The following is a 22828-nucleotide window of genomic DNA, read 5'->3' as shown; positions in this document are numbered from 1 at the left end:
ATGTTGCTGACCAAGAAAACGGGCGCCGGCGACTCCGGCGCATCCTCTTCCTCGTTCGTCCACAGCCTGCGCCGCGGCATGGCCCACGCGCTGCCCACCATGGACCGCCGCACCTTCCTGCGCCGCTCGGGCCTGGGCGTGGGCGCGGGGCTCGCGGCCACGCAGCTCGGCCTGGTCAGGAAGGCCGGCGCCGCCGACGGCGACCAGAAGGCCGGCACCGGCAAGGGCAAGGTCGAGGTCCGGCGCACCGTCTGTACCCACTGTTCGGTGGGCTGCGCGATCGACGCCGTGGTCGAGAACGGCGTCTGGGTCCGCCAGGAACCCGTGTTCGATTCGCCCATCAACCTGGGCGCGCATTGCGCCAAGGGCGCCTCGGTGCGCGAGCACGGGCACGGCGAGCACCGCCTGCGCTATCCGATGAAGCTGGTCGACGGCAAGTACCAGCGCATCAGCTGGGACACCGCGCTCGAGGAAATCTCGGCCCGCATGCTGCAGCTGCGCAAGGAAAGCGGCCCGGATTCGGTCTACGTCATCGGCTCGTCCAAGCACAACAACGAGCAGTCCTACCTGCTGCGCAAGTTCATGAGCTTCTGGGGCAGCAACAACTGCGACCACCAGGCTCGGATCTGCCACTCGACCACGGTCGCCGGCGTCGCCAACACCTGGGGCTACGGCGCGATGACCAACTCGTACAACGACATGCAGAACGCCAAGGCGGCGCTCTACATCGGCTCGAACGCCGCCGAGGCCCATCCGGTGTCCATGCTGCACCTGCTGCACGCCAAGGAAACCGGCTGCAAGGTCATGGTGGTCGATCCACGCTTCACCCGCACCGCCGCCAAGGCCGACAAGTACATCCGCATCCGTTCGGGCACCGACGTCGCCTTCCTGTTCGGCGTGCTCTATCACATCTTCAAGAACGGCTGGGAAGACAAGAAGTACATCGACGCCCGCGTCTACGGCATGGACCAGGTCAAGGCCGACGTCATGGCCAAGTGGACGCCGGACAAGGTGCAGGACGTCTGCGGCGTGGACGAGGCCACGGTGTACGAAGTGGCCAGGACCATGGCCGAGAACCGTCCCAGCACGCTGGTGTGGTGCATGGGCCAGACCCAGCACTCCATCGGCAACGCCATGGTGCGCGCCTCGTGCATCGTGCAACTGGCGCTGGGCAACATCGGCGTCTCCGGCGGCGGCGCCAACATCTTCCGCGGCCATGACAACGTGCAGGGCGCCACCGACGTCGGCCCCAACCCCGATTCGCTGCCGGGCTACTACGGCCTGGCCGAGGGCTCGTGGCGCCACTACGCCAAGGTCTGGGACGTCGACTACGACTGGATCAAGAGCCGCTACGCCTCGCCGGCGATGATGACCAAGTCGGGCATCACCGTCTCGCGCTGGATAGACGGCGTGCTGGAAAAGAACGACGTCATCGACCAGGACTCCAACCTGCGGGCCGTCTTCTACTGGGGCCACGCGCCCAACTCGCAGACGCGCGGCCTGGAAATGAAGCGGGCCATGGACAAGCTCGACCTGCTGGTCGTGATCGATCCCTACCCTTCGGCCACCGCCGCCATGGCGGCCATGCCCGGCAAGAGCGAGGACCTGAACCCCAACCGCGCCGTCTACCTGCTGCCCGCGGCCACACAGTTCGAGACCAGCGGCTCCTGTACCGCCTCGAACCGCTCGCTGCAATGGCGCGAGAAGGTCATCGAGCCGCTGTGGGAGAGCCGCACCGACCACATGATCATGTACCAGCTTGCGCAGAAACTCGGCTTCGGCGCCGAGCTGTGCAAGAACTACAAGATGCAGAAGGTCAAGGGCATGGACGAGCCCGTGATCGAGGACATCCTGCGCGAGATCAACCGCAGCAACTGGACCATCGGCTACACCGGCCAGAGCCCGGAACGGCTCAAGGCCCACATGCGGCTGATGCACGCCTTCGACGTCAAGACCCTGCGCGCCAAGGGCAGCGTGGTCGACAAGGAAACCGGCTACGACATCCAGGGCGACTACTTCGGCCTGCCCTGGCCCTGCTTCGGCACGCCCGAGCTCAAGCACCCCGGCTCGCCCAACCTGTACGACACCTCCCGCCACGTCATGGACGGCGGCGGCAACTTCCGCGCCAACTTCGGCGTGGAACGCAACGGCGTCAACCTGCTGGCCGAGGACGGCTCCCATTCCAAGGGTGCCGACATCCCCACCGGCTATCCGGAATTCGACCACGTGCTGATGAAGAAGCTCGGCTGGTGGGACGAACTGACCGACGCCGAGAAGGCGGCGGCCGAAGGCAAGAACTGGAAGACCGACCTGTCGGGCGGCATCATCCGCGTGGTGATGAAGATCCACGGCTGCCACCCCTTCGGCAACGCCAAGGCACGCGCGGTGGTATGGAACTTCCCCGACCCCATCCCGCAGCATCGCGAGCCCATCTACGGCACGCGTCCGGACCTCGTCGCCAAGTACCCCACCCACGACGACATGAAGACCTTCTGGCGCCTGCCGACGCTGTACAAATCGCTGCAGCAGAAGAACGTGGACGACAAGCTGTACGAGAAATTCCCCATCATCCTGACCTCCGGCCGCCTGACCGAATACGAGGGCGGCGGCGACGAGACCCGCTCCAACCCCTGGCTGGCCGAGCTGCAGCAGGAAAGCTTCGTCGAGATCAACCCCAAGGCGGCCGCCGAGCGCGGCATCACCAACGGCTCGCGCTGCTGGGTGGTCACGCCCACCGGCGCACGGCTCAACGTGCAGGCCCTGGTCACCGAACGGGTCGGACCGGACACCGCGTTCATGCCCTTCCACTTCGCCGGCCGCTGGCAGGGCAAGGACCTCCTGGCCTACTACCCCGAGGGCGCGGCCCCCATCGTGCGCGGCGAGGCGGTCAACACCGCAACCACCTATGGCTACGACAGCGTCACCATGATGCAGGAAACCAAGACCACCATCTGCAACATCGAGAAGGCATAAGGAGCGCGCCATGGCCAGAATGAAGTTCATCTGCGATGCGGAGCGCTGCATCGAATGCAACGCCTGCGTCACCGCGTGCAAGAACGAGCACGAGGTGCCGTGGGGCGTGAACCGCCGCCGCGTGGTCACGCTGAACGACGGCGTGCCGGGCGAGAAATCCATTTCGGTGGCGTGCATGCACTGCAGCGACGCGCCCTGCATGGCGGTCTGCCCCGTCAACTGCTTCTATCACACCGACGAAGGCGTGGTGCTGCACAACAAGGACACCTGCATAGGCTGCGGCTACTGCTCGTACGCCTGTCCGTTCGGTGCCCCGCAATTCCCCTCGCAGGGTACCTTCGGCGTGCGCGGCAAGATGGACAAGTGCACGTTCTGCGCCGGCGGCCCCGAGGCCCACGGCAGCGAGGAAGAGTTCAAGAAGTACGGCCGCAACCGGCTGGCCGAGGGCAAGCTGCCCGCCTGCGCCGAGATGTGCTCGACCAAGGCGCTGCTGGGCGGCGACGGCGACGTGATCGCCGACATCTTCCGCACCCGCGTGGTCACGCGCGGCAAGGGCGCCGAAGTCTGGGGCTGGGGCACGGCCTACGGCTCCAAGCAGGCCGGCCAGCCGCCGCAGAACCCGCAGCCGGGCGGCACGAACACCGGAGGCAAGTGATGAAAGCCAGCATCTTTCTCGCCGTCCTGCTCGTTTTCGGCACGGCCGCCTGTACCGAACGTGACCAGTCGCTCTACCAGGGCAAGGTCCAGAACGGCGAGCCCGCGTACAAGGGCACGGGCGTCTCGGCCTTCACCGCGCCGGGCTGGTCGCCGGGCGACCGGAACAGTTGGGAGCAGGAACTCAAGACCCGGGCCCAGCGAGGCCAGAACGAATACACCCGGGTGAACTGACCGGAGGTCGCCATGTTACGGTCGCTACTTGCCGCGCTGGCGCTGTTCGGCGCCATGCTGGGATCCCCCGCCGCCCAGGCGGCGGATGCCGCGCAGCCCCCCGCCGGCACCTCGATGGGTGCCATCCAGAGCGCCAACATCTTCGAGGTCAAGCCCGACGCCAGCCAGGACCCGGGCTATGCCGACCAGACCAACGCCGAACGCGCCAAGGTCCAGCCGGGCAACAACGCGCCGAACTGGCGCCTGGTCAACTCCGGGCAGCCCGGCTATAGCAGCCTGCCGCGCAGCGAAGCTCCGGAGGCCGGCGTGCTGATCCAGCGTTTCGTGCAGTACCCGGGCTCGAAATACACCTCGGCCGGCGAAGCCTGGCGCCAGGTGCGCAACAACTGGCTGATCCCCTACGGCGGCTCGCTGCTGTTGATCGTGCTGGTGGCCATCGCGCTGTTCTATTTCACCAAGGGCCCGCTTACCGTCCACGGCGCCGAGACCGGCCGCAAGATCGAGCGCTTCACGTACTTCGAGCGGGCGGCCCACTGGGTCAACGCCATCGCCTTCGTGATCCTGGCGATCTCGGGCCTGATCATGGCCTTCGGCAAGTTCTTCCTGCTGCCCATCATGGGCAGTGCCCTGTTCGGCTGGATGACCTGGCTGCTCAAGACCGCCCACAACTTCGTGGGCCCGCTGTTCGCGGTCTCGCTGGTGGTGGTCTTCCTCACCTTCATCCGCGACAACCTGCCCACGCGCGACGACATGGTCTGGCTGCGCAAGGGCGGCGGACTGTTCAACGGCCAGCACATCCCCACCGGCCGCTTCAACGCCGGGGAAAAGCTCGTGTTCTGGGGCGGCGTGCTGTTCCTGGGCTTCATCGTCATCGGATCCGGGCTGGTGCTGGACCGGGTCATCCCCGGCCTGGTCTACACCCGCGGCACCATGCAGGTCGCGCACATGGTCCACGCCGTGGCGACCATCCTGATGATGTGCATGTTCATGGGCCACATCTACCTGGGCACCATAGGCATGAAGGGCGCCTACAAGGCCATGAAGACCGGCTACGTGGACGAGGCCTGGGCCCGCGAGCACCACGAACTCTGGTACAACGACATCCAGGCGGGCAAGATCCCCGCCCAGCGCACCCAGCCCGCCCAGAAGAAGCCGGACACCCGGCCGGCGAACGCCTGAACCGCCGGCCCCGACCAGGAGATCCTGCATGAAAACCGCCCTCGCGCTGCTGCTGGCCGTCTTCTCCACCGCCTCCCTGGCCAAGCTGCCCCCACCCAGCCCCGAGGCCCAGGCCAAGGCGGCCGAGGCGGCCGCCCGCACGGCCTGGGCCGCCAAGGTCGACGGCTACAAGCTCTGCCAGGCGCAGGACAAGGCCGCGGCCGCCTATTTCGCCAGCGCGCGCGCCGCCGGCAAGCCCGTCCACGCATCAGCGTCCACGCCGCCCTGCGCCGATCCGGGCCCGTTCGTCTACACGCCGCCCGAAGCCAAGCCGCTGGAAGCCGCGGGTGCGCACTCGCCGTCGGAAACGGCCAAGGCGCCGCACAATTCCGCCGCGCCCGACGCCGCCACGCCCAAACAGTGACCGCATCGCCCCGCCACCGTCCTTTCCTGACCGATGCCCGTGCCCCGCTGACGCGCGAGATCGCCGTCGTCAACGAACACGGCATACGCGATACGGTTTCCATCCCGGCCGAACGCTCGCTGACCGTCTACGTCGACAAGCGTGAACTGGTCACGCTGATGACCCTGGGCGCCATGCCCGAACTGCTGGTGCTGGGCTATCTGCGCAACCAGCGCCTGGTGCGTTCGATAGACGAGGTCGAGGCGGTCACGGTCGATTGGGAAGTCCAGGCAGCGGCCGTGCAGACACGCGACGGCATCCAGGACCTGGAAGCCCGCACCTCCCAGCGCGTGGTCACCACCGGCTGCGGCCAGGGCAGCGTCTTCGGCGGGTTGATGGACGAGATCGACGACATCCGCCTGCCCGGCGACGCGCGTCTCACCCAGGGCCAGCTCTACGGCCTGCTGGATGCCATAAGGCTGCAGGAAACCACCTACAAGTCCGCCGGCTCCGTGCACGGGTGCGCGTTGTTCCAGGGCGAGCGCATGCTGATGTTCGTCGAGGACGTGGGGCGCCACAACGCCATCGACACCATCGCCGGATGGATGTGGCTGCAGGACCCGGCCCGGATGGCGGGCGACGACAAGGTGTTCTACACCACGGGGCGGCTCACCAGCGAAATGATCATCAAGGCGGCGCAGATGGGCATCCCCATCGTCGTCTCGCGCAGCGGCATCACGCAGATGGGCTACGAGCTGGCCGAGCGGCTGGGCCTGTGCGCGATCGGCCGGGCCACCAACAAGCATTTCCTTTGCTATACGGCGCCCTGGCGCCTGACGCTGCAGCCGGAACTGGCGGCGGCGCCGCGCCCCGCACGCACCGCGCCGCAGGGCGCCTGACCGCGCGGGCTCAAGCGCGCTTGCCGGCCTTGGGCGTGCGGAAACTCCACCAGGGCAGCACGCGCCGCATCGACAACACCTCGCCGCTTTGCTGCGGCTGGTAGCCCGGCATCGCCGCCAGCTTGCGCTGCCAGGACTCGCTGCGCAGGATGCCCAGCAAGGCCTGGGTCGAAGGCAGCTCCAGCGTGGATTTCAGGCACACCAGGAAATAGTTCTCGGACACCAGCGGGATGAAATCCAGCCGGCTGGCCCGCGCCGCGACCTCGATGCCCAGGCCCGCGTCCGCGGCTCCCGAGGCCACCGCGTGCGCCACCGCCGCGTGCGACGGCTCGGTGTGGGCATAGCCCTGGATGGCCGACGCAGGCAAGTCCTGCCTGGCCAGCAGTTCATCCAGCAGCACCCGCGTGCCGGTGCCCAGCGGACGATTCACGAAGCGCACAGCGGGCCGCGCGAGATCGGCCAGCGACACGATGCCCAGCGGGTTGCCCCGCGCCACCATCAGCCCCTGGCTGCGGCGCGCGAAGCCGATGATCTTGTGCTGCCCGGGCCGCAGCAGCGGCTTGTACGTGCGCTCGGCCAACGACCCCGGCGGGGAATCGGCGGGGACATGGAACCCCGCCATCACGCACCGGCCCTCGTTCAACGCCTTGATCGCATCGACGCTACCGGTGAAACGTATGTCCAGGTGCAGCTTGTCGCTGGCCACGGCGTGCTCGCGCAGCGATGCCAGTGCGTCGTCATGGCTGGCATGCAGGGCCACCACGTGGGCGGCATCGTCGAACGCCACCGCGAAGGCGCGCTCCAGGTCGGCGTACAAGGCGCCGATCTGCGGCGCCAGCCGCGCCTGCGCCTGACGCTCGGCCCATAGCAGCTTGTTGCCGAACTCGGACAGCCGGGCCGGCTGGCCCTTGTCCCAGACCACCAGCGCGTGCCCGAGACTCTTTTCCCAGCGCTTGAGCTCGCCCCAGACGTGACGATAGGACAGGTCCAGGGCCTTGGCGGCGGCCGAGATTGAACCCTGCTCGCGTATGGCATGCAGCAGGTCCATCAGCGGATTGCGGATGGAGGCGGCGTTGGCGCGCGGTACGCCGAAGGTGTAGGAGAGTTCGATTTGATGCACTGAAGGAGTATATATGACCCCCCCCTACGCGCTTCGCGCGCCCCCCAGGGGGCGATGCGGGTGGACCGGCGGAGCCGGATCCACCGCATCCTGGGTCTAGTACCGCTGTCTTGAGTTGTGGCGCCGGTGCTTCGCTGGCTGCCAGCGGTAGCAACGGTGTGGCGTACCAAGAAACGGGTACTAGACCCAGGGCGCCGCGGATCCGGCTTTGCCGGTCCGCTAGTGCCGCCCCTTGAGGGGCGCGGCCATAGGCCGCGTGGGGTGGGCTCTCCTGCCGGTCCGCCAGCGCCGCCCCCTTGAGGGGGAGCGGCCGAAGGCCGCTTGGGGGTGGGGCACCTATGCACGCTGCTTCATATCGCTTCGGCTGTCGCACTCCGTTACGCTGGGGCGGCACATTTGAAGACGGCATGAACACTCTTGCGGAAAGCGCGGGCACAGCGCTGCGCCTTATCACTTCTCTCGATCCCGTCCTGCTCGACATCGTCCGGCTGTCGCTGGCGGTCAGCGCCTGCGCCTGTCTGCTGGCCTGTGCCGCCGGGCTGGTGCTGGGAGCATGGCTGGGGGTGGCGCGGTTCCCCGGGCGGGGGGCCGTGCTGACGCTGCTCAATACCATGCTGGCCCTGCCTTCCGTCGTGGTGGGGCTGCTGGTCTATCTGCTGCTGTCGCGGTCGGGGCCGCTGGGCTTTCTGGGCTGGATGTTCTCGTTCCAGGCCATGGTGGTGGCGCAGTCCATCCTGGTGCTGCCGGTGGTCATGGCGTTGACGCGGCAGGTGGTCGAGGATGCCGATCGCAGCCATGGCGAACAATTGCGCTCGCTGGGCGCGGGCACCTTCATGCGCGGGCTGCTGCTGACCTGGGACGAGCGTTTCGCGCTGCTGACCATCCTCATCGCGGCATTCGGCCGGGCGGTCTCCGAAGTGGGCGCCGTGATGGTCGTCGGCGGCAACATCGAAGGCTACACGCGGGTCATGACGACGGCCATCGCGCTCGAGACCAGCAAGGGCGACCTGCCCCTGGCCGTGGCGCTGGGCATGGTGCTGCTGGCCGTGGTGCTGCTGCTGAACACGCTGATCTCGCTGGTGCGCCGCTGGCGCGAACGGCGCGACGCGGGACTGTCCGCGTGGCTGCGCATGCCGGGTCCGGCCGCATGAAACGCGCGGCCTCGATCATGCCCCTGGACACCGACCCGGTCCTCGCGATTCCGGCCGCGGCGGACGTGCGCGAGCCGGCCCCTGCGCCGGCCCTATTCTCGCTGCGCGATGTCGATCTGCACTACGGGCAGGTGCGAGCGCTGCACGGGGTCGACCTGTCCATCCACGCGGGCGAGCGCGTCGCCCTGGTCGGCACGAACGGCAGCGGCAAGAGCACGTTGCTGCGCGTGCTGCACGGCCTGCTCGCCCCCACGTCGGGCACCGTCTCCTGCCTGCCGCGCAACCGGCAGGCCCTGGTGTTCCAGCGGCCGCACATGCTGCGCACCTCGGTACGGAACAACGTCGCGCTGGGACTGTGGCTGCGGGGCATGGGCTGGCGCCAGGCGCGGCGGTCTGCCGTGGACGCGCTGGCGCGCGTCGACATGGCCGAACTGGCCGGCCGCAACGCCAAGGCGCTGTCCGGCGGGCAGCAGCAGCGCGTGGCGCTGGCCCAGGCCTGGGCCATGGACGCGGACGCCCTGCTGCTGGACGAGCCCACCGCCAATCTCGATCCGCACGCCAAGCGCGAGGTGGAAGCCTTGATGCAGGAATTCGCGCAGCCGCGTTCGGGACGCACCATGACCATGGTGTTCAGCAGCCACAACCTGGGCCAGGTCAAGCGCCTGGCAAGCCGGGTGGTCTATCTGGAGCGGGGCCGCGTCCTGGCGGACCTTCCCGTCCATGCTTTCTTCAACGGGCCGCTGCCCGAGGAAGCCGGTCTTTTCGTCAAAGGAGAAAAAATATGAAGCTCTTCCACCGCCTGCGTCCGCTGGTCCTGGGCTGCCTGCTGCCCGCTGCCGCCGCCCTGGCCAGCCTGCCCGCGGCCGCCGAAACCATCGTCATGGCCTCGACCACCTCGACCGAGCAGTCCGGCCTGTTCGCCCACCTGCTGCCCGCCTTCAAGAAGGCCAGCGGCATCGACATCAAGGTCGTCGCGCAAGGTACGGGGCAGGCGCTGGACACCGGTCGGCGCGGGGATGCCGACGTCCTGTTCGTGCACGACCAGGCCGCCGAGGAGAAATTCATCGCCGAGGGCTATGGCGTGAAGCGCTATCCGGTCATGTACAACGACTTCGTGCTGATCGGTCCCGCCGCCGACCCCGCCGGCGTCAAGGGCAAGGACATCGTCCAGGCGCTGAAGAAGCTGTCGGCGGCGAACGCCGAATTCATCTCCCGCGGCGACAAGAGCGGCACGCACTCGGCCGAGCTGCGCTACTGGAAGGAGGCCGGCCTGGACGACAAGAAGGGCAGCGGCTACAAGGCCTGCGGCTGCGGCATGGGCCCCGCGCTGAACATGGCGTCCTCCACCGGCGCCTACGTGCTGTCGGACCGAGGCACCTGGCTCAGCTTCAAGAACCGGGGCAACCTGGCCATCCTCGTGGAAGGGGACGAACGCCTCTTCAACCAGTATGGCGTGATGGTCGTCAACCCGGCCAAGCATCCGCACGTCAAGGTCGCAGCCGCGCAAAAATTCGTGGACTGGGTCATTTCCCCCGCCGGCCAGCAAACCATCGCCAGCTACAAGATCGACGGCCAGCAGTTGTTCTTCCCCAACGCCAAACCGTGACGGCCGGCCCGGCCTCGCGCCGGGCACTTGCCACGCCTGACCCGGGCGGCCTTTCCAGGCCGCTTTTTTTTCGTCTGGGCACCTTGTGCCGACCACTCCGGCGTTTACAAATTCACTATTGAAATAGAATTGATAATAATTATCATTAAAAGATTTATTCACCATAGCCACCGGAAATCGCACCCCATGCCACCCTTCTCCACCCCACTGCGCCGCGCGGGCCTGGCCGCCGCGCTGGGCACGCTTCCCGGCGCCCTGCTCGGGCAGACCACCGAACCGGCCACCTTGCAGGAAATCCGCGTCGAAGCCACTCCCGAGCGCGAGACCGCCAGCGGGCCCGTCTACGGCTACGCCGCCAAGCGTTCGGCCACCGCCACCAAGACAGACACGCCGCTGCACGAGACGCCGCAGTCGGTCACGGTGGTCACGCGCGACCAGTTGACGGACCAGGGAGCCACCAACCTGCAGGACGCGCTGGGCTACGCGGCCGGCGTGCGATCGGACGCCTACGGCATCGACTCGCGCGCCGACTCGGTACGCATACGCGGCACCGAGCCCACCCTGTACCTGGACGGCCTGCGCCAGCACTACGACTACTACACCAGCACCACCCGCACCGAGCCCTATACGCTGGAGCGCCTGGAAGTGCTGCGCGGTCCCGCCGCCATGCTGTATGGCCAGGGCAGCACCGGCGGCATCATCAACATGGTGAGCAAGCGCCCGCAGGCCGAGTTCCAGGGCGAAGCGGGCATACAACTGGGCAACCGCGGCCGCAAGCAGGCCCAGGTAGACCTGACCGGGCCGCTGACGGCCGACGGGCAGTGGCTGTACCGGCTCGTCGCGCTCAAGCGCGATGCCGACACGCAGGTCGACTACGTGAAGGACAACCGCAGCCTGGTCATGCCCTCGCTGACGTGGCGCCCCGGCGCGTCCACCTCGCTCACGCTGCAAGGCCTGTGGCAGAAGGATGAAAGCGGCTCGACCGCGCAGTTCATGCCGTGGTCGGGCATGCGCACCGACAATCCCAACGGCAGGATCCCCACCAGCCGCTTCATCGGCGAACCCGGCCATGATCGCTACGATTCGCGCCGCACCTCGTTCGGCTGGCTGTTCGAGCACCGCTTCAACGACCAGTGGTCCTTCAGCCAGGGTTTCCGCCATGCCAACAACAAGGTGGATTACCTGACGCATTATGCGGACTCGTTCACCGAACCCGGGGGCTGGGCCGCCGACCCGATCAACCAGCGCCGCATCGGCCGCTACGCGGACGACGCGCTTACCAAGGTGCGCATCGACACCCTGGACCAGCACCTGACCGGCAAGCTGCAGACCGGCATCGTGCAGCACCAGGTACTGCTGGGCTTCGACTGGACCCGCTACCGCCGCGATCGCCGCAGCGGCGCCGCAGACGGCGGCACCATCGACGCCTACGATCCGGTCTACGGCAACTACACGCCGCCCGTGCTGACCGACGAGCCGCGCTATACGCTGCGCCAGGCGGGCCTGTACCTGCAGGACCAGATGAAGATAGGCAAGCACTGGATCGTCGCCGCGGGCGTGCGCCACGATCGAACAACCGCCGGACTGGCGGGCAGCGCCGACGAAAAAGACAACGCCACGACCAAGCGCCTGGGGGTGATGTACGTGGCCGACAACGGCCTGGCGCCCTACATCAACTACAGCGAATCCTTCACGCCCGTGCCGGGCACCGACAAGGACGGCGCGCGCTTCAAGCCCCTGCGCGGCGAACAGTGGGAGCTGGGCGTCAAGCATCAGTCGGCCGACGGCCGGCGGATGGCCACCGCCTCGGTCTACCAGCTCAAGGAAAAGAACCAGTTGGCGGGCGATCCGGCCAATCCGCTCTATTCCATCCAGGTGGGCGCGACCAAGACCAAAGGCCTGGAGCTCGAGTATCGCGGCGCGATCACCCGCGGCTTCGATCTGATCGCACACTACAACTACATCGACCTGGACAAGTCGCTCGAAGGCATGCCGCGCCACCAGGCCGCGGCCTGGGGCAAGTGGCGCTTCGCGCTGGGTGGCGTCAACGGCTTCGCGCTGGGAGCCGGAGTGCGCTGGATGAGCTCGTTCCGCGATGGCGTGGCCCCCACCACGCCATCGGTCACGCTGTTCGACGCCATGGTCTCGTACGAGACCGACCACTGGCGCTACGCGCTCAACCTGAACAACCTGACCGACAAGACCTACGTGGCGACGTGCCTGTCGCGCGGGGATTGCTGGTACGGCGCGCGCCGCAGCATCATCGCCAGCGCGACCTACAAGTTCTAGCCGCCGGCGCCAGCCATACCCCGCACGTATGGCTTCCAGCCGAAACCCGTCTTGGACAGGGCCGCCTCCCGCGCGGTCCAATTCTCCTCCAGAGCCACCGAGTGGCCGTTCACATTCCATGGAGGAGAAATGGACCAGGACTTGCAGATCGACGACCCCTTGTTCAAGGAAAAGGGCTTCGGGCGCCGCATCGGTTTCGGGCGCCACTGCGCGCTGATCGTCGTCGACATGATCCGCGGCTTCACGGACCCGGCGCAGCCCCTGGGCGCCGACCTGAAGCAGGCGGTGCTCGCCACCAACCGCCTCGTCGCCGCATGCCGCCGGATCGGCGCGCCCATTCATTTCTTCACGGTGGGCTACCGGGCCGACCTGTCCGACGCCGGCGTCTGGCAGCGCAAGATGGGCGGCATGGCCAGCCTGCTGGAAGGCAGCGACAACGTCCGGCTCGATCCGCGCCTGGACACGGTGGATGGCGACTCCATCATGTCCAAGAAATACGCGAGCTGCTTCGCCGGCACGGACCTGGCCGCGCGCCTGGTCTCGCAAGGCGTGGATACCGTCATCGTGACGGGCTGCACCACCAGCGGCTGCGTGCGGGCGACGGTGGTGGACGCGGTGCAGAGCGGCTTCCGCCCCATCGTCGCGCCCGAAGCCGTGGGCGACCGCTCCGGCGCGGCCCATCGCCAGAGTCTGCTCGACATGGATGCGAAGTACGGCGACGTCGTCCCGCTAGACGAGGTCATCGCCCATCTTTCCCGCATCGCGCAACCGGTGGAGGCCTGACATGAAAAAGCCAGCTCTATTCGCCGCCCTGCTGCTGGCGATGGCTCCCGCCGCTGGCCATGCCGACGCCGGGTTTCCCAGCCGTCCGATCAAGATGGTGGTGGCCGCGCCCACCGGCGGCGTGCCCGACGTCATCGCGCGCCTGGTGGGCCAGCACATGTCCGCCTCGCTGGGGCAGCCCATCGCCGTCGAGAACAAGACCGGCGCGGGCAGCATCATCGCCCTGGAATCGGTGGCCAAGGCCAATCCCGATGGCTACACCCTGCTGGTGGCCGACTCCAGCCCGCTTACCATCAACCCCACGCTGTACAAGAAGCTGCCCTACCAGGGCATGGACAGTTTCGAGCCCATCGCCTTCCTGGGCGCGGCCCAGCTGTTCCTGACGGCCGGCCCCTCGCTGAAGGCCAACTCCTTCCAGGAAATGGTGGCCCAGGCCAAGGCCGCCCCGGGCAAGCTCACCTACGGCACCATAGGCATCGGTTCGCTGCACCACGTCATGTTCGAGGAGATCCGCCGCTCGGCCGGCATCGACATCATGCATGTCCCGTTCCGCGAACAGCCTTCCGCCCCCGTCGCGGCGGGGACGGCCGACATGCTGCTGGCCGGCCTGCCCTCGATAGAAGGGCTGGTGCGGGCGGGCCGCCTGCGGCTGCTGGGCGTGACCAGCAAGGCGCGCGTCGCGCAGTTGCCCGACGTGCGGCGCAAACTGGCCGACCTGGGCATCGTCCCCGACGGCCGCGTCCTGGCCGAGTACGGGGACTACATGCGGCGAGAGATCGACCGGTTCGGCGGCATGGTCCAGCGGGCGGGGCTGGCCGGCACCCAATAGCTCGCCACCTTCCGCCGCGGTGCCGGCCGCGGCGGAATCGGCCTACTATAGGGCGGAATCCCCCATGCCTGCCGCCTATGATCACGCTGAAGCGACTCGAATACTTCGCCAAGGTCGTGGAGACGAGAAACATCACCCGCGCCGCGGAACAGCTGCACATCGCCCAGCCGGCCCTGGGCACCCATATGCGCGAGCTCGAGGCGGCCCTGGGCGTTCCGCTGTTGTCGCGGCATTCGCGCGGCGTGGATCCGACGCCGGCCGGCAGCCTGCTGCTGGAACGGTCGCGCCAGATCTTCGAGCTGGTCGCACGGACTCAGGATGACGTACGGCGCGCCGACCAGGCCGCGCCGGTCCGCTTCAACCTGGGGCTGACCTCCAGCACCATGCTGCTGATCGGCTCGGACCTGCTGCTGACCCTGAAGCGCCGGTACCCCCACATCGACCTGCAGCTGTACGAGAACCCGAGCTTCCTGCTGGTGGACGCGCTCGAGCGCAAGGACATCGATGCCGCGCTGGCCTATTCCGTATCGCCCCACCCCGGCTTGTCCACGACCCCGGTGCTGAAGGAACGGCTGCTGCTGACGGTCCGGGCCGACCTGGCGCCTTCCTGCGGCCCCGTCACCATGGACGAAGTATTGGCGCACGAGCTGGTGCTGGGCAACGAACGCGACGTCGCGCGCCGGCTGGTCGAGGCCAGCGCCTTCGAGAAAGGCGCGCAGCCCCGCATCCAGTGCGAGACGCACTCCATCACCAGCCAGCGCGACCTGGTGCTGCGCGGCGCGGCGGCGGCCGTCATGCCCCTGGGCGCCATCGCGCGCGAGCTGGAGCGGGGCGAAGTCATCGCGCGCCCCATCGTCGATCCTGGCATGCACATCACGCTGTTCATCGTTCGCCGGCAGGCGCCGGACGAGGCCAGCCTCCAATATGTCGACCAGACCGATCCCATCGTCCGGGCATGCGTGGACATGATCGCGGGGCGGCTGGGGGAACTGGGCAGCCCGGTGTAGAACCGCATGAGTTGCGCTTGCCTCTCGTTTGCGGCTATGGTGACCGTTACCCTTCGACACATCCCGGGAGTTCCGCCAGGCATCTGCGGCCGCGGCGGCCCGCTCCGGACACAGAATAGATATACCGATGGATACGAAAGGGACTGCACTCCACTTGCTGGAGCGGCTCTATGACGGCGTCCTTTCGGAGGACCAATGGCGGCAGTCGCTGCGGGACATCAGCCTGTCGCTCGGCGCGGCCAGCGCCGGTCAGGTGGCCCTGCACGTGCCGACGGACTCGCTGGAACTGGACGAGCTCATCGGCCTGCCGCCCAAGGTCATCGCGCATTTCAACGAAATGCAGGACCTGGACCCTGGCCGCGCGGCATCGTCGCTGCTCGCATCGGGCCGCATCTACCTGGACTACGAATTCCATGGCCAGGCGCGCCTGCAGCGCGAACCCTTCTACCAGGAGTTCCTGAAGCCGAACGGCCTGGGCACCTATGCCCTGCTCCCGCTGGGACAGGACGAAGAGCGCATGTACACCTTTTCCGTGCAAAGGGAAAACGGCCGTCCGCCGCTGGACGACGATGAGACCCGGCTGATGCATGCCGTGTTGCCCCATCTGCGCACCGCCTTGCACCTGCAACTTCGATTCCGCCAGCAACAAGCCGAATCGCTGCTTCTGCGGCACATGCTGGACCGGCTCGGCTTCCCGCTGCTGGTCTGTTCCGCGCGCGGCCGCATCGTGCAGTCCAACCACCTGGGCGACATCTGGCGGCAACAGCCCGACTGCCCCCTGGGCGCCCGCGCCTCCAGCCTGCCCCAGCCCATCCGCCGGCTGCTGGACAGGGCCTGCGGCCACGGCGCCGAGGCCCCCTCGGCCGGCTCGCTCGCGCTACCAGACGGCGGCCGGCTCATCGTCCTGCCATGTCCGCTCACCCAAGACCTGCGCGGCGGCGACGCCCTGGCGCTGCTTGCCGCGCAGGGGCCGCAATGGCGTCCCACCCCGAGGGGCACGCTGCTGCGTACCCTGTTCCGGCTGACGCCGGCGGAAATCCGCCTGGCCCACCACCTGGCCCGGCACGACGATCCGCTGCCCACCGTTGCCGAAACCCTGGGCGTTTCGCTCAACACACTGCGTACGCAGCTGCGATCGATCTTCGACAAGACCCAGACCCGGCGGCAGGCAGACCTGGTGCGGCTGATGGGACACCTGGGCCTGCTGACGCCGGGGGACTGATCGTGATTACAGGTCGTCGAATTCCCCGTAGGTCATCGTCTTGCTGCCGCCCAGGCTGGACGAGAAGGTGACGGTGCCCGGCGCGTTGCCATTCGCCTGGAAGCGGGTGGTGATCGTTTCGGCCGCGGTCTTCGTGGCGAACGCACCCGCCAGGAAACCGCCCGCCTCATGCGAAAAGCGGACCGTCTCGGTCATGCTGGCGTCGTAGGCGTAGTCGGGGCCGAGCACCGGATCCGAGCCGCTGACCGAGAACGAAATGCGCGAATAGGTATCGGCATCCGTCGTGGGATCGTAGGCCACGGCCACGGCGTAGTCCTTGAACTTCATCGTCACGGCACCGCCATCCTCGGTCAGGACGATCGCGGGAATATCGAACTCGGCGCGCTGCCCCTTGGGTTCGGCCGAACTCACGTCGTTGGACGCCTTCACCGATGCCGTTCCCGACGCGGACGTCCCGTCGAAGGACGCGCCCTCGCCCAGCGAGACCCTGGCGGCCAATGTCCAGTCCGACTCCTCTTCCAGCAGGTCGCCCTCCACCTCGTCGAAATCGACCGTCGCCTTGCCCGTGAACGGAATGCCGTTGTCGGACACGCGACAGTCGTTCATGGTCAATGCCACCGAGTCCCCGGCCGACAGGGTGCCGCTGTCATCCGCATCGGTCCAGACGCCCGAGACCGTCCCGCCGTCCAGGCACTCGGGCGTGCCGTCCCGGCCAATGACGATTCCGTTCTCGAGCATGGGTTCGAACGCCTGGTGCAGGGACACGGCCGAGAACGCCGTCTCGTGGCCGTACCAGATCTGTTTCTCGCTGAGCGTCTTGCCGTCGCCGCCGCCCCCACCGCCGCCTCCGCCACCGCCCGAATCATCACCGCCGCCGCCCCCGCAGGCGGCCAGCGATGCCGCCATCAAGGCGGCGCAAAGTGCGGTCAACGATTTCGACATGCTCGACTCCTTACTGAATGAATAGGCAATGTCGGCATTCTCGAAAATCGCGCCGCCCGGCGCATCACAGGATCCAGTGAAGAAAACCGAGCGGGCCCGGCTGGCGGTCCTGTTCAGAACACGCCGCGATACGACCCTCCATCCAGTTGCAGGTTCTGCCCCGACAGATAACCTGCCTGCGCGCTGCACAGGAAGGCGCAGGCGTCGCCGAATTCCCGCGGCTGCCCCAGCCGGCCGGCCGCGATGGTGTCGACGATGCGCTGCCGCGCTTCCTCATAGCCCAGGCCCTGCTCGCGCACCATGCGCTCGGCCATGAAGCGCTGGCGGTCGGTGTCGAAACGCTCGGGCAGCAGGTTGTTGATGGTGACGTTGTCGGCCACCACCTCGCGCGAGATGGCCTTGCACAGCGCCGTCAGGCCGGTGCGCGCGGACGTCGACAAACCCATGGCCGGGCTGGGCGATTTCACCATGGCCGACGTGATGTTGACGATGCGGCCGAATCTCCGGGCTCGCATGCCGGGCAACAGCGCGCGGATCAGCAGGGCGGGCGCCAGCATGTTGGCCTCGATCGCCCGCAGATAGTCTTCGCGCTCCCAGTCGACGAAGCGCCCGGGCGCCGGCCCCTCGTTGTTCGTCACCAGGATGTCGGCGTCCGGGCAGGCCGACACCAGCGCCGCGCGGCCCGCGTCGGTATTGATGTCCGCCGCGATCGCGCGCACGGCGCCGCCGGTTTCGGCGGCCAGCTCCCGGGCGGCGGCGGCCGCCGAATCCGGCGAGCGGCCGTTGATCACGACATGCACGCCCTCGCGCGCCAGCGAGGCGGCGCAAGCCCGCCCCAACCCGCGCGTGGACGCGCACACGATGGCCTTGCGGCCGCGAATCTGCAGATCCATGAGTCTTCCGCCTATGGCTGTTGGTGGGCCGGCACGGGGCGGCCGATGGCCTGCATCAGGTGCCGGGCAAGCTCGGCGCGCGTGCCTATCCAGATGTCGTCCGCCGCCGTGGCGATCTCCAGCAGCCGCTGGAACGCCGCCATCCCGGCCGGGCGCCCGCATACGTGGGCATGCACCGTGGGATCGATCTTCTGCGGCGTGCGTTCCCACTTGCGGACGTAGTCGAGCCAGTCCTCGAAGATGTCCACCATGGCGCTGGGCGGCTGGCCATGGCGCATCACCAGCGGCAGGTCGTTCACTTCCATAGTACCGGGCACGGCCACGATCGCGTGGTCGCCGAAATCCACCAGGTAGGGCATGTCGTCGTTCAGCGTGTCGCCATGCCAGAGATAGCCGGCCTGGGCCAGCAGGCGCGCCGTGCGGTGGCTGGGCGTGCCGCGCGGACTGATCCACCCCAGCGGCGCCGTGCCCGTCGCCGCCGCGATCAGGTCGGTCGTGCGGCGGATGTTGTCGCGCTCCTGCGCCTCGTCCAGATAGGCGGGGATCACGTCCATCGCGTACGAATGCGCGACGACGTCGTGGCCGGCCTGGGCGATGTCCTTCACCTCTTCCGGATAGCGCTCGGCCATGATCCCGCTCACCAGGATCGAGGCCCGGACGCCGTTGCGCGCCAGCGCCTCGAGCACGCGGTGCACGCCGCGGCGATGTCCGTACTCGGCCCAGCCGACCGCGTTCAGGTCGGGAATGCCGCCCTTGAGCGGATTGCCCATGGGGCCGATGCCCGGCCACGCGCCGTCCGACCACCATTCGTAGGCCATGCGGAACACCACGCCTATGCGCTTGCCGCCGGGCAGCAGGAAGCCGGCGGGCGGATGGATCTCGGTCGCGCCGGCGTGCAGGTTCAATACATCCATGTCGTTTCCTCGTTCGGTCATGGTCATCGGATCATTGGGCTTCGATACCGGCGCGCTTGACGGCTTCCGCGTAGCGGGCGGAATCGGCGCGCACCAGTTCCGCGAACGCCTGGCCGGCGCGCGGGTCGGGTTCATAGCCGCCATCGCGCAGCATCTTGGCGAACGCCGGCTGGGCGACGATGTCGCGCACGGTGGCCGCGATCGTGTCGATCGCCGCCTGCGGCGTTCCGGCCGGCGCGAACAGGCCCTGCCAGGCCGCCGGCAGCACGAAGTCGGCAACGCCCGCCTGCGCCATGGTCGGCGCATCCGGATACTCGGGCGTGCGCTGCTCGCCGGTGAAGCCCAGCGTGCGCACCTTGCCCGACTGGACATAGGGCAGCGCGATCGTGGGCGGAATGAACATGATGTCCACGTCGCCCGCCGCCACCGCGTTCAGCGCCTGCGAGGCGCTCTTGTACGGCACGTGCAGCATGCTCATGCCGGCGCGCGCGGCGAACAGCTCGCCCGCCAGGTGCAGGGTGTTGCCTATGCCGGGCGACGAATACGTGATCGGCTTGGCGGCCTTGCGGCCATAGTCCACCAGCTCGGCCACCGTGCGCACGGGCAGCGCGGGATTGACCATCAGCAGGTAGCCCGTGCCGGTCGCCACGTTCACCACCGGCACGAAGTCCTTGCCGATGTCGTAGGGCAGCTTCTTGTAGACATGGGGATTGATGACGAACGAGGTCGTCACGTGCAGCAGGGTGTAGCCGTCGGGCGCGGCCTTGGCCACGCCGGCCGCATCGTGCCCGCCACCCTCGCCTCGCAGACCTACGAGCGTCTGCGGCGCGACATCGTGGACGCCCATTACGCGCCCGGCCAGAAGCTGGGCACCCGCCAGTTGAGCGAACGCTACGACGTCGGCCTCGCCCCGCTGCGAGAGGCGCTGACGCGGCTGTCGCGCGAGGGCCTGGTCGTACAGCATGACCGGCGCGGCTTCGCCGTGCCCAACTTCGGCGGCGCGCACCTGGAAGAGCTCTCGCGCACGCGGTCCTGGCTCAACGACATCGCCCTGCGAGCGTCCATCGACTACGCGGACCAGACCTGGGTCCAGGGACTGGTCCAGGCCTACCACCGCCTGGCGCGGCTGGACCGCTATCTGAAGGGCAAGGACGGTCCCCGCGAGAATCCCGAGTGGGAAGCCGCGCACCGGGACTTCCATACCGCCCTGATCGCCGGCTGCCGCTCGCGCTGGATGATCGACTACTGCAACCAGATGTTCGAAGCCTCCACCTACTACCGCCGCTACTCCCGCATCACGGCCGAGTACCGCAAGGGCCGCGAGAACGAACACGAAAAACTGTTCCAGGCGGCGGTGTCCCTGCAGGCCGACGAAGCGGCGCGCCTCATGCGCAAGCACGTGATGGAAACCGCCCAGCGCGTGCAGGAGCGCTTGCTGACCGAGTCGGCCAGGCCAGGCCTGCGGTCCTGACACGCTTCATGGTGCAACGCGCAAGAAACGCGCGCTGGACATTGACCGCCGCCGGCCTATACTTACGCCCGTGACGCAGGGGTACTCATCGCCGGTTCGGCGTGGGTTGAGATGACACCCTCAGCACCTGTACGGATAATGCCGATGCAGGGAGCGTTTTCCGGCGGAACCTCGCGTTCCCGGCATGCGGCCCCAGGCCGCCCCCCCAGTCCGTGCACGGACGTCCCCGGGGGCCACCCGGAAAATCCCTTCCTTCGTTCGGCTCCGGAAACCTTTTTCTTGGAGCTTCCATGAACGCCAATCCCAAGTTCATCGCCGCCACGGCCCAGGTCGACCAGGCCGCCATCCAGCCGCTGCCGAAGTCGCGCAAGGTCTACGAACAGGGCTCGCGCCCCGACATCCGCGTGCCCTTCCGCGAGATCGAGCAGGCCGACACGCCCACCATGTTCGGCGGCGAAAAGAACCCGCCCATCACCGTCTACGACACCAGCGGCCCCTACACCGACCCCGACGTCAAGATCGACATCCGCTCGGGCCTGGCGCCGCTGCGCGAGAACTGGATCGCCGAACGCGGCGACACGGAACAGCTCGACGGCCCCAGCAGCGCCTACGGCCGCGAGCGCCTGGCCGATCCCAAGCTGGCCGAGCTGCGCTTCAACCTGCACCGCGCCCCGCGCCGCGCCAAGGCCGGCGCCAACGTGACGCAGATGCACTACGCGCGCCGCGGCATCGTCACGCCGGAAATGGAATTCGTCGCCATCCGCGAAAACCTGCGGCGCGAGCAATACATCGAATCCCTGCGCGCCAGCGGCCCGCAAGGCCAGCGCCTGGCCGAGCTGCTGGGCCGCCAGCACCCGGGCCAGTCCTTCGGCGCCTCGATCCCCGCGCGCATCACGCCCGAGTTCGTGCGCGACGAAGTCGCGCGCGGGCGCGCCATCATCCCGGCCAACATCAATCACCCGGAAATCGAGCCGATGGCCATCGGCCGCAATTTCCTGGTCAAGATCAACGCCAACATCGGCAACTCGGCCGTCAGCTCTTCCATCGCCGAGGAAGTCGAGAAGATGACGTGGTCCATCCGCTGGGGCGGCGACACCGTCATGGACCTGTCCACCGGCAAGCACATCCACGAAACGCGCGAGTGGATCATCCGCAACTCGCCCGTGCCCATCGGCACCGTGCCCATCTACCAGGCGCTGGAGAAGGTCGACGGCAAGGCCGAGGAACTGACCTGGGAAATCTTCCGCGACACGCTGATCGAACAAGCTGAACAGGGCGTGGACTACTTCACCATCCACGCCGGCGTGCGCCTGCCCTTCGTGCCGCTGACCGCCAAGCGCATGACCGGCATCGTCTCGCGCGGCGGCTCCATCATGGCCAAGTGGTGCCTGGCGCACCACAAGGAAAGCTTCCTGTACGAACGCTTCGAGGAAATCTGCGAGATCATGAAGGCCTACGACGTCAGCTTCTCGCTGGGCGACGGCCTGCGTCCGGGCTCGATCTACGACGCCAACGACGAAGCGCAGCTGTCCGAACTGCGCACCCTGGGCGAACTGACCCAGGTCGCCTGGAAGCACGACGTGCAGGTCATGATCGAAGGCCCCGGCCATGTGCCCATGCACATGATCAAGGAAAACATGGACCTGCAGCTCGAGCATTGCCACGAAGCGCCCTTCTACACGCTCGGCCCCCTGACCACCGACATCGCGCCCGGCTACGACCACATCACGTCGGGCATCGGCGCGGCGCAGATCGGCTGGTACGGCACGGCCATGCTCTGTTACGTCACGCCCAAGGAACACCTGGGCCTGCCCAACAAGAAGGACGTCAAGGACGGCATCATCACCTACAAGATCGCCGCCCACGCCGCCGATCTCGCCAAGGGCCACCCCGGCGCGCAGATCCGCGACAACGCGCTGTCCAAGGCGCGCTTCGAATTCCGCTGGGAAGACCAGTTCAATCTCGGCCTGGACCCGGACACCGCCAAGGACTTCCACGACGAAACCCTGCCCAAGGACTCAATGAAGGTCGCCCACTTCTGCTCGATGTGCGGGCCGCACTTCTGCAGCATGAAGATCACGCAGGACGTGCGCGAATACGCGGAGCAGATCGGCGTCAGCGAGGCCGAGGCCCTGAACAAGGGAATGCAGGAGAAGGCGGTGGAGTTCGTGAAGAAGGGGGCGGAAATCTATCACCGCTCCTGAGCGGTCCAGGGCCGCTTGATACACTGGCCGGATGGCATGTGCGCCGGCCCGCTACACAGGTAGACGCTCCGGCGGG

21 protein-coding genes and 1 riboswitch are annotated in these 22828 nt (G+C 67.8%); of the genes, 16 read left to right on the top strand and 5 right to left on the bottom strand.

All coding sequences use genetic code 11. The features are described from left to right. From N5K27_RS17145 to N5K27_RS17120, 6 genes are read left to right on the top strand one after another with little or no spacing between them, the layout of a single operon-like run. Positions 1-2973 carry a formate dehydrogenase subunit alpha gene (locus N5K27_RS17145; protein ID WP_087837259.1) on the top strand — a complete coding sequence of 991 codons (2973 nt, stop codon included), beginning with the start codon at positions 1-3 and terminating at the stop codon, positions 2971-2973. 10 nt (positions 2974-2983) lie between these two features. Further along, positions 2984-3628, top strand: a complete 645-nt coding sequence (gene fdh3B / locus N5K27_RS17140) for a formate dehydrogenase FDH3 subunit beta (protein ID WP_087837260.1) — start codon at positions 2984-2986, stop codon at positions 3626-3628. Further along, complete coding sequence (locus N5K27_RS17135; protein ID WP_279817735.1) at positions 3628-3861, top strand: hypothetical protein; 234 nt, start codon at positions 3628-3630, stop codon at positions 3859-3861. Before fdh3B ends, N5K27_RS17135 begins: the two co-directional genes overlap by 1 nt. A 12-nt stretch (positions 3862-3873) precedes the next feature. Continuing rightward, positions 3874-5040: a formate dehydrogenase subunit gamma gene (locus N5K27_RS17130; protein WP_087837262.1), complete on the top strand. Its 1167-nt coding sequence runs from the start codon at positions 3874-3876 to the stop codon at positions 5038-5040. A gap of 28 nt (positions 5041-5068) precedes the next feature. Further along, entirely contained in the window at positions 5069-5443 is a 375-nt protein-coding gene (locus N5K27_RS17125; protein WP_087837263.1) for a hypothetical protein, read from the top strand. After that, the gene (locus N5K27_RS17120; protein ID WP_279817731.1) at positions 5440-6321 is read left to right on the top strand and encodes a formate dehydrogenase accessory sulfurtransferase FdhD; all 882 of its coding nucleotides are present in this window, start codon (positions 5440-5442) and stop codon (positions 6319-6321) included. Before N5K27_RS17125 ends, N5K27_RS17120 begins: the two co-directional genes overlap by 4 nt. Positions 6322-6331: 10 nt before the next feature. Here the strand turns inward: N5K27_RS17120 and N5K27_RS17115 are convergent, their stop codons facing one another. Beyond that, the gene (locus N5K27_RS17115; protein ID WP_279817729.1) at positions 6332-7441 is read right to left on the bottom strand and encodes a substrate-binding domain-containing protein; all 1110 of its coding nucleotides are present in this window, start codon (positions 7439-7441) and stop codon (positions 6332-6334) included. 407 nt (positions 7442-7848) lie between these two features. On the opposite strand from N5K27_RS17115, the gene N5K27_RS17110 reads away from it, so the two are divergent. From N5K27_RS17110 to N5K27_RS17075, 8 genes are all read left to right on the top strand, one after another. Beyond that, a complete protein-coding gene (locus N5K27_RS17110; RefSeq protein ID WP_279817728.1) occupies positions 7849-8592 on the top strand; it encodes an ABC transporter permease in 744 nt (247 codons plus the stop codon). Further along, positions 8589-9377: a phosphate ABC transporter ATP-binding protein gene (locus N5K27_RS17105; protein ID WP_279817727.1), complete on the top strand. Its 789-nt coding sequence runs from the start codon at positions 8589-8591 to the stop codon at positions 9375-9377. The genes N5K27_RS17110 and N5K27_RS17105 overlap by 4 nt, the downstream gene beginning before the upstream one ends. Next, positions 9374-10198, top strand: coding sequence for an extracellular solute-binding protein (locus N5K27_RS17100; RefSeq protein WP_132978963.1), 825 nt, complete (start codon positions 9374-9376; stop codon positions 10196-10198). The genes N5K27_RS17105 and N5K27_RS17100 overlap by 4 nt, the downstream gene beginning before the upstream one ends. Before the next feature lie 186 nt (positions 10199-10384). Beyond that, positions 10385-12487: a TonB-dependent siderophore receptor gene (locus N5K27_RS17095; RefSeq protein ID WP_132978964.1), complete on the top strand. Its 2103-nt coding sequence runs from the start codon at positions 10385-10387 to the stop codon at positions 12485-12487. Between the two features lie 129 nt (positions 12488-12616). Further along, positions 12617-13270: an isochorismatase family protein gene (locus N5K27_RS17090; RefSeq protein ID WP_087779405.1), complete on the top strand. Its 654-nt coding sequence runs from the start codon at positions 12617-12619 to the stop codon at positions 13268-13270. 1 nt (position 13271) lies between these two features. Further along, positions 13272-14099 (top strand): tripartite tricarboxylate transporter substrate binding protein, encoded by an 828-nt coding sequence (locus tag N5K27_RS17085; RefSeq protein WP_279817722.1) that lies wholly within the window; start codon positions 13272-13274, stop codon positions 14097-14099. A gap of 77 nt (positions 14100-14176) precedes the next feature. After that, the gene (locus tag N5K27_RS17080) at positions 14177-15106 is read left to right on the top strand and encodes a LysR family transcriptional regulator (protein ID WP_279817720.1); all 930 of its coding nucleotides are present in this window, start codon (positions 14177-14179) and stop codon (positions 15104-15106) included. A gap of 127 nt (positions 15107-15233) precedes the next feature. Continuing rightward, positions 15234-16328, top strand: a complete 1095-nt coding sequence (locus N5K27_RS17075; RefSeq protein ID WP_132978966.1) for a helix-turn-helix transcriptional regulator — start codon at positions 15234-15236, stop codon at positions 16326-16328. A gap of 6 nt (positions 16329-16334) precedes the next feature. Here the strand turns inward: N5K27_RS17075 and N5K27_RS17070 are convergent, their stop codons facing one another. The 4 genes from N5K27_RS17070 to N5K27_RS17055 all read right to left on the bottom strand — a co-directional run bounded on the left by N5K27_RS17070 (position 16335) and on the right by N5K27_RS17055 (position 19849). Beyond that, positions 16335-17270, bottom strand: a complete 936-nt coding sequence (locus N5K27_RS17070; protein ID WP_279817718.1) for a hypothetical protein — start codon at positions 17268-17270, stop codon at positions 16335-16337. 113 nt (positions 17271-17383) lie between these two features. After that, on the bottom strand, positions 17384-18163 hold the full coding sequence (locus N5K27_RS17065) for an SDR family oxidoreductase (RefSeq protein ID WP_087837269.1): 780 nt from the start codon (positions 18161-18163) through the stop codon (positions 17384-17386). Positions 18164-18174: 11 nt separating this feature from the next. Continuing rightward, positions 18175-19077 (bottom strand): polysaccharide deacetylase family protein, encoded by a 903-nt coding sequence (locus tag N5K27_RS17060; protein ID WP_158213209.1) that lies wholly within the window; start codon positions 19075-19077, stop codon positions 18175-18177. Positions 19078-19108: 31 nt separating this feature from the next. Next, positions 19109-19849 (bottom strand): tripartite tricarboxylate transporter substrate-binding protein, encoded by a 741-nt coding sequence (locus N5K27_RS17055; RefSeq protein ID WP_279817712.1) that lies wholly within the window; start codon positions 19847-19849, stop codon positions 19109-19111. Between N5K27_RS17055 and N5K27_RS17050 the strand changes: the two genes are divergently transcribed. Together N5K27_RS17050 and thiC are read left to right on the top strand one after the other, a co-directional pair. Next, positions 19811-20548: a GntR family transcriptional regulator gene (locus tag N5K27_RS17050; protein WP_279817710.1), complete on the top strand. Its 738-nt coding sequence runs from the start codon at positions 19811-19813 to the stop codon at positions 20546-20548. The genes N5K27_RS17055 and N5K27_RS17050 overlap by 39 nt on opposite strands. Positions 20549-20615: 67 nt before the next feature. Beyond that, positions 20616-20718, top strand: a riboswitch (TPP riboswitch). A 120-nt stretch (positions 20719-20838) separates the two neighbouring features. Continuing rightward, on the top strand, positions 20839-22752 hold the full coding sequence (gene thiC, locus N5K27_RS17045) for a phosphomethylpyrimidine synthase ThiC (RefSeq protein WP_279817709.1): 1914 nt from the start codon (positions 20839-20841) through the stop codon (positions 22750-22752). Positions 22753-22828 lie beyond the last annotated feature (76 nt).

It is taken from the genome of Pigmentiphaga sp. GD03639, assembly GCF_029845405.1.
GTDB classification, from domain to species: Bacteria; Pseudomonadota; Gammaproteobacteria; order Burkholderiales; family Burkholderiaceae_B; genus Pigmentiphaga; species Pigmentiphaga daeguensis.
Note: the sequence above shows the minus strand (reverse complement) of the source record. Positions and strands in the feature narration are given on the sequence as shown.

Bases quoted from the DNA above. Each gene is read 5' to 3' on its own strand.
- N5K27_RS17090 (WP_087779405.1), top strand. From the start codon at position 12,617: ATGGACCAGGACTTGCAGATCGACGACCCCTTGTTCAAGGAAAAGGGC.
- N5K27_RS17135 (WP_279817735.1), top strand. From the start codon at position 3,628: ATGAAAGCCAGCATCTTTCTCGCCGTCCTGCTCGTTTTCGGCACGGCC.
- fdh3B (WP_087837260.1), top strand. From the start codon at position 2,984: ATGGCCAGAATGAAGTTCATCTGCGATGCGGAGCGCTGCATCGAATGC.
- N5K27_RS17080 (WP_279817720.1), top strand. From the start codon at position 14,177: ATGATCACGCTGAAGCGACTCGAATACTTCGCCAAGGTCGTGGAGACG.
- N5K27_RS17110 (WP_279817728.1), top strand. From the start codon at position 7,849: ATGAACACTCTTGCGGAAAGCGCGGGCACAGCGCTGCGCCTTATCACT.
- N5K27_RS17070 (WP_279817718.1), bottom strand. From the start codon at position 17,270: ATGTCGAAATCGTTGACCGCACTTTGCGCCGCCTTGATGGCGGCATCG.
- thiC (WP_279817709.1), top strand. From the start codon at position 20,839: ATGAACGCCAATCCCAAGTTCATCGCCGCCACGGCCCAGGTCGACCAG.
- N5K27_RS17065 (WP_087837269.1), bottom strand. From the start codon at position 18,163: ATGGATCTGCAGATTCGCGGCCGCAAGGCCATCGTGTGCGCGTCCACG.
- N5K27_RS17100 (WP_132978963.1), top strand. From the start codon at position 9,374: ATGAAGCTCTTCCACCGCCTGCGTCCGCTGGTCCTGGGCTGCCTGCTG.
- N5K27_RS17125 (WP_087837263.1), top strand. From the start codon at position 5,069: ATGAAAACCGCCCTCGCGCTGCTGCTGGCCGTCTTCTCCACCGCCTCC.
- N5K27_RS17105 (WP_279817727.1), top strand. From the start codon at position 8,589: ATGAAACGCGCGGCCTCGATCATGCCCCTGGACACCGACCCGGTCCTC.
- N5K27_RS17130 (WP_087837262.1), top strand. From the start codon at position 3,874: ATGTTACGGTCGCTACTTGCCGCGCTGGCGCTGTTCGGCGCCATGCTG.
- N5K27_RS17145 (WP_087837259.1), top strand. From the start codon at position 1: ATGTTGCTGACCAAGAAAACGGGCGCCGGCGACTCCGGCGCATCCTCT.
- N5K27_RS17095 (WP_132978964.1), top strand. From the start codon at position 10,385: ATGCCACCCTTCTCCACCCCACTGCGCCGCGCGGGCCTGGCCGCCGCG.
- N5K27_RS17085 (WP_279817722.1), top strand. From the start codon at position 13,272: ATGAAAAAGCCAGCTCTATTCGCCGCCCTGCTGCTGGCGATGGCTCCC.
- N5K27_RS17075 (WP_132978966.1), top strand. From the start codon at position 15,234: ATGGATACGAAAGGGACTGCACTCCACTTGCTGGAGCGGCTCTATGAC.
- N5K27_RS17060 (WP_158213209.1), bottom strand. From the start codon at position 19,077: ATGGATGTATTGAACCTGCACGCCGGCGCGACCGAGATCCATCCGCCC.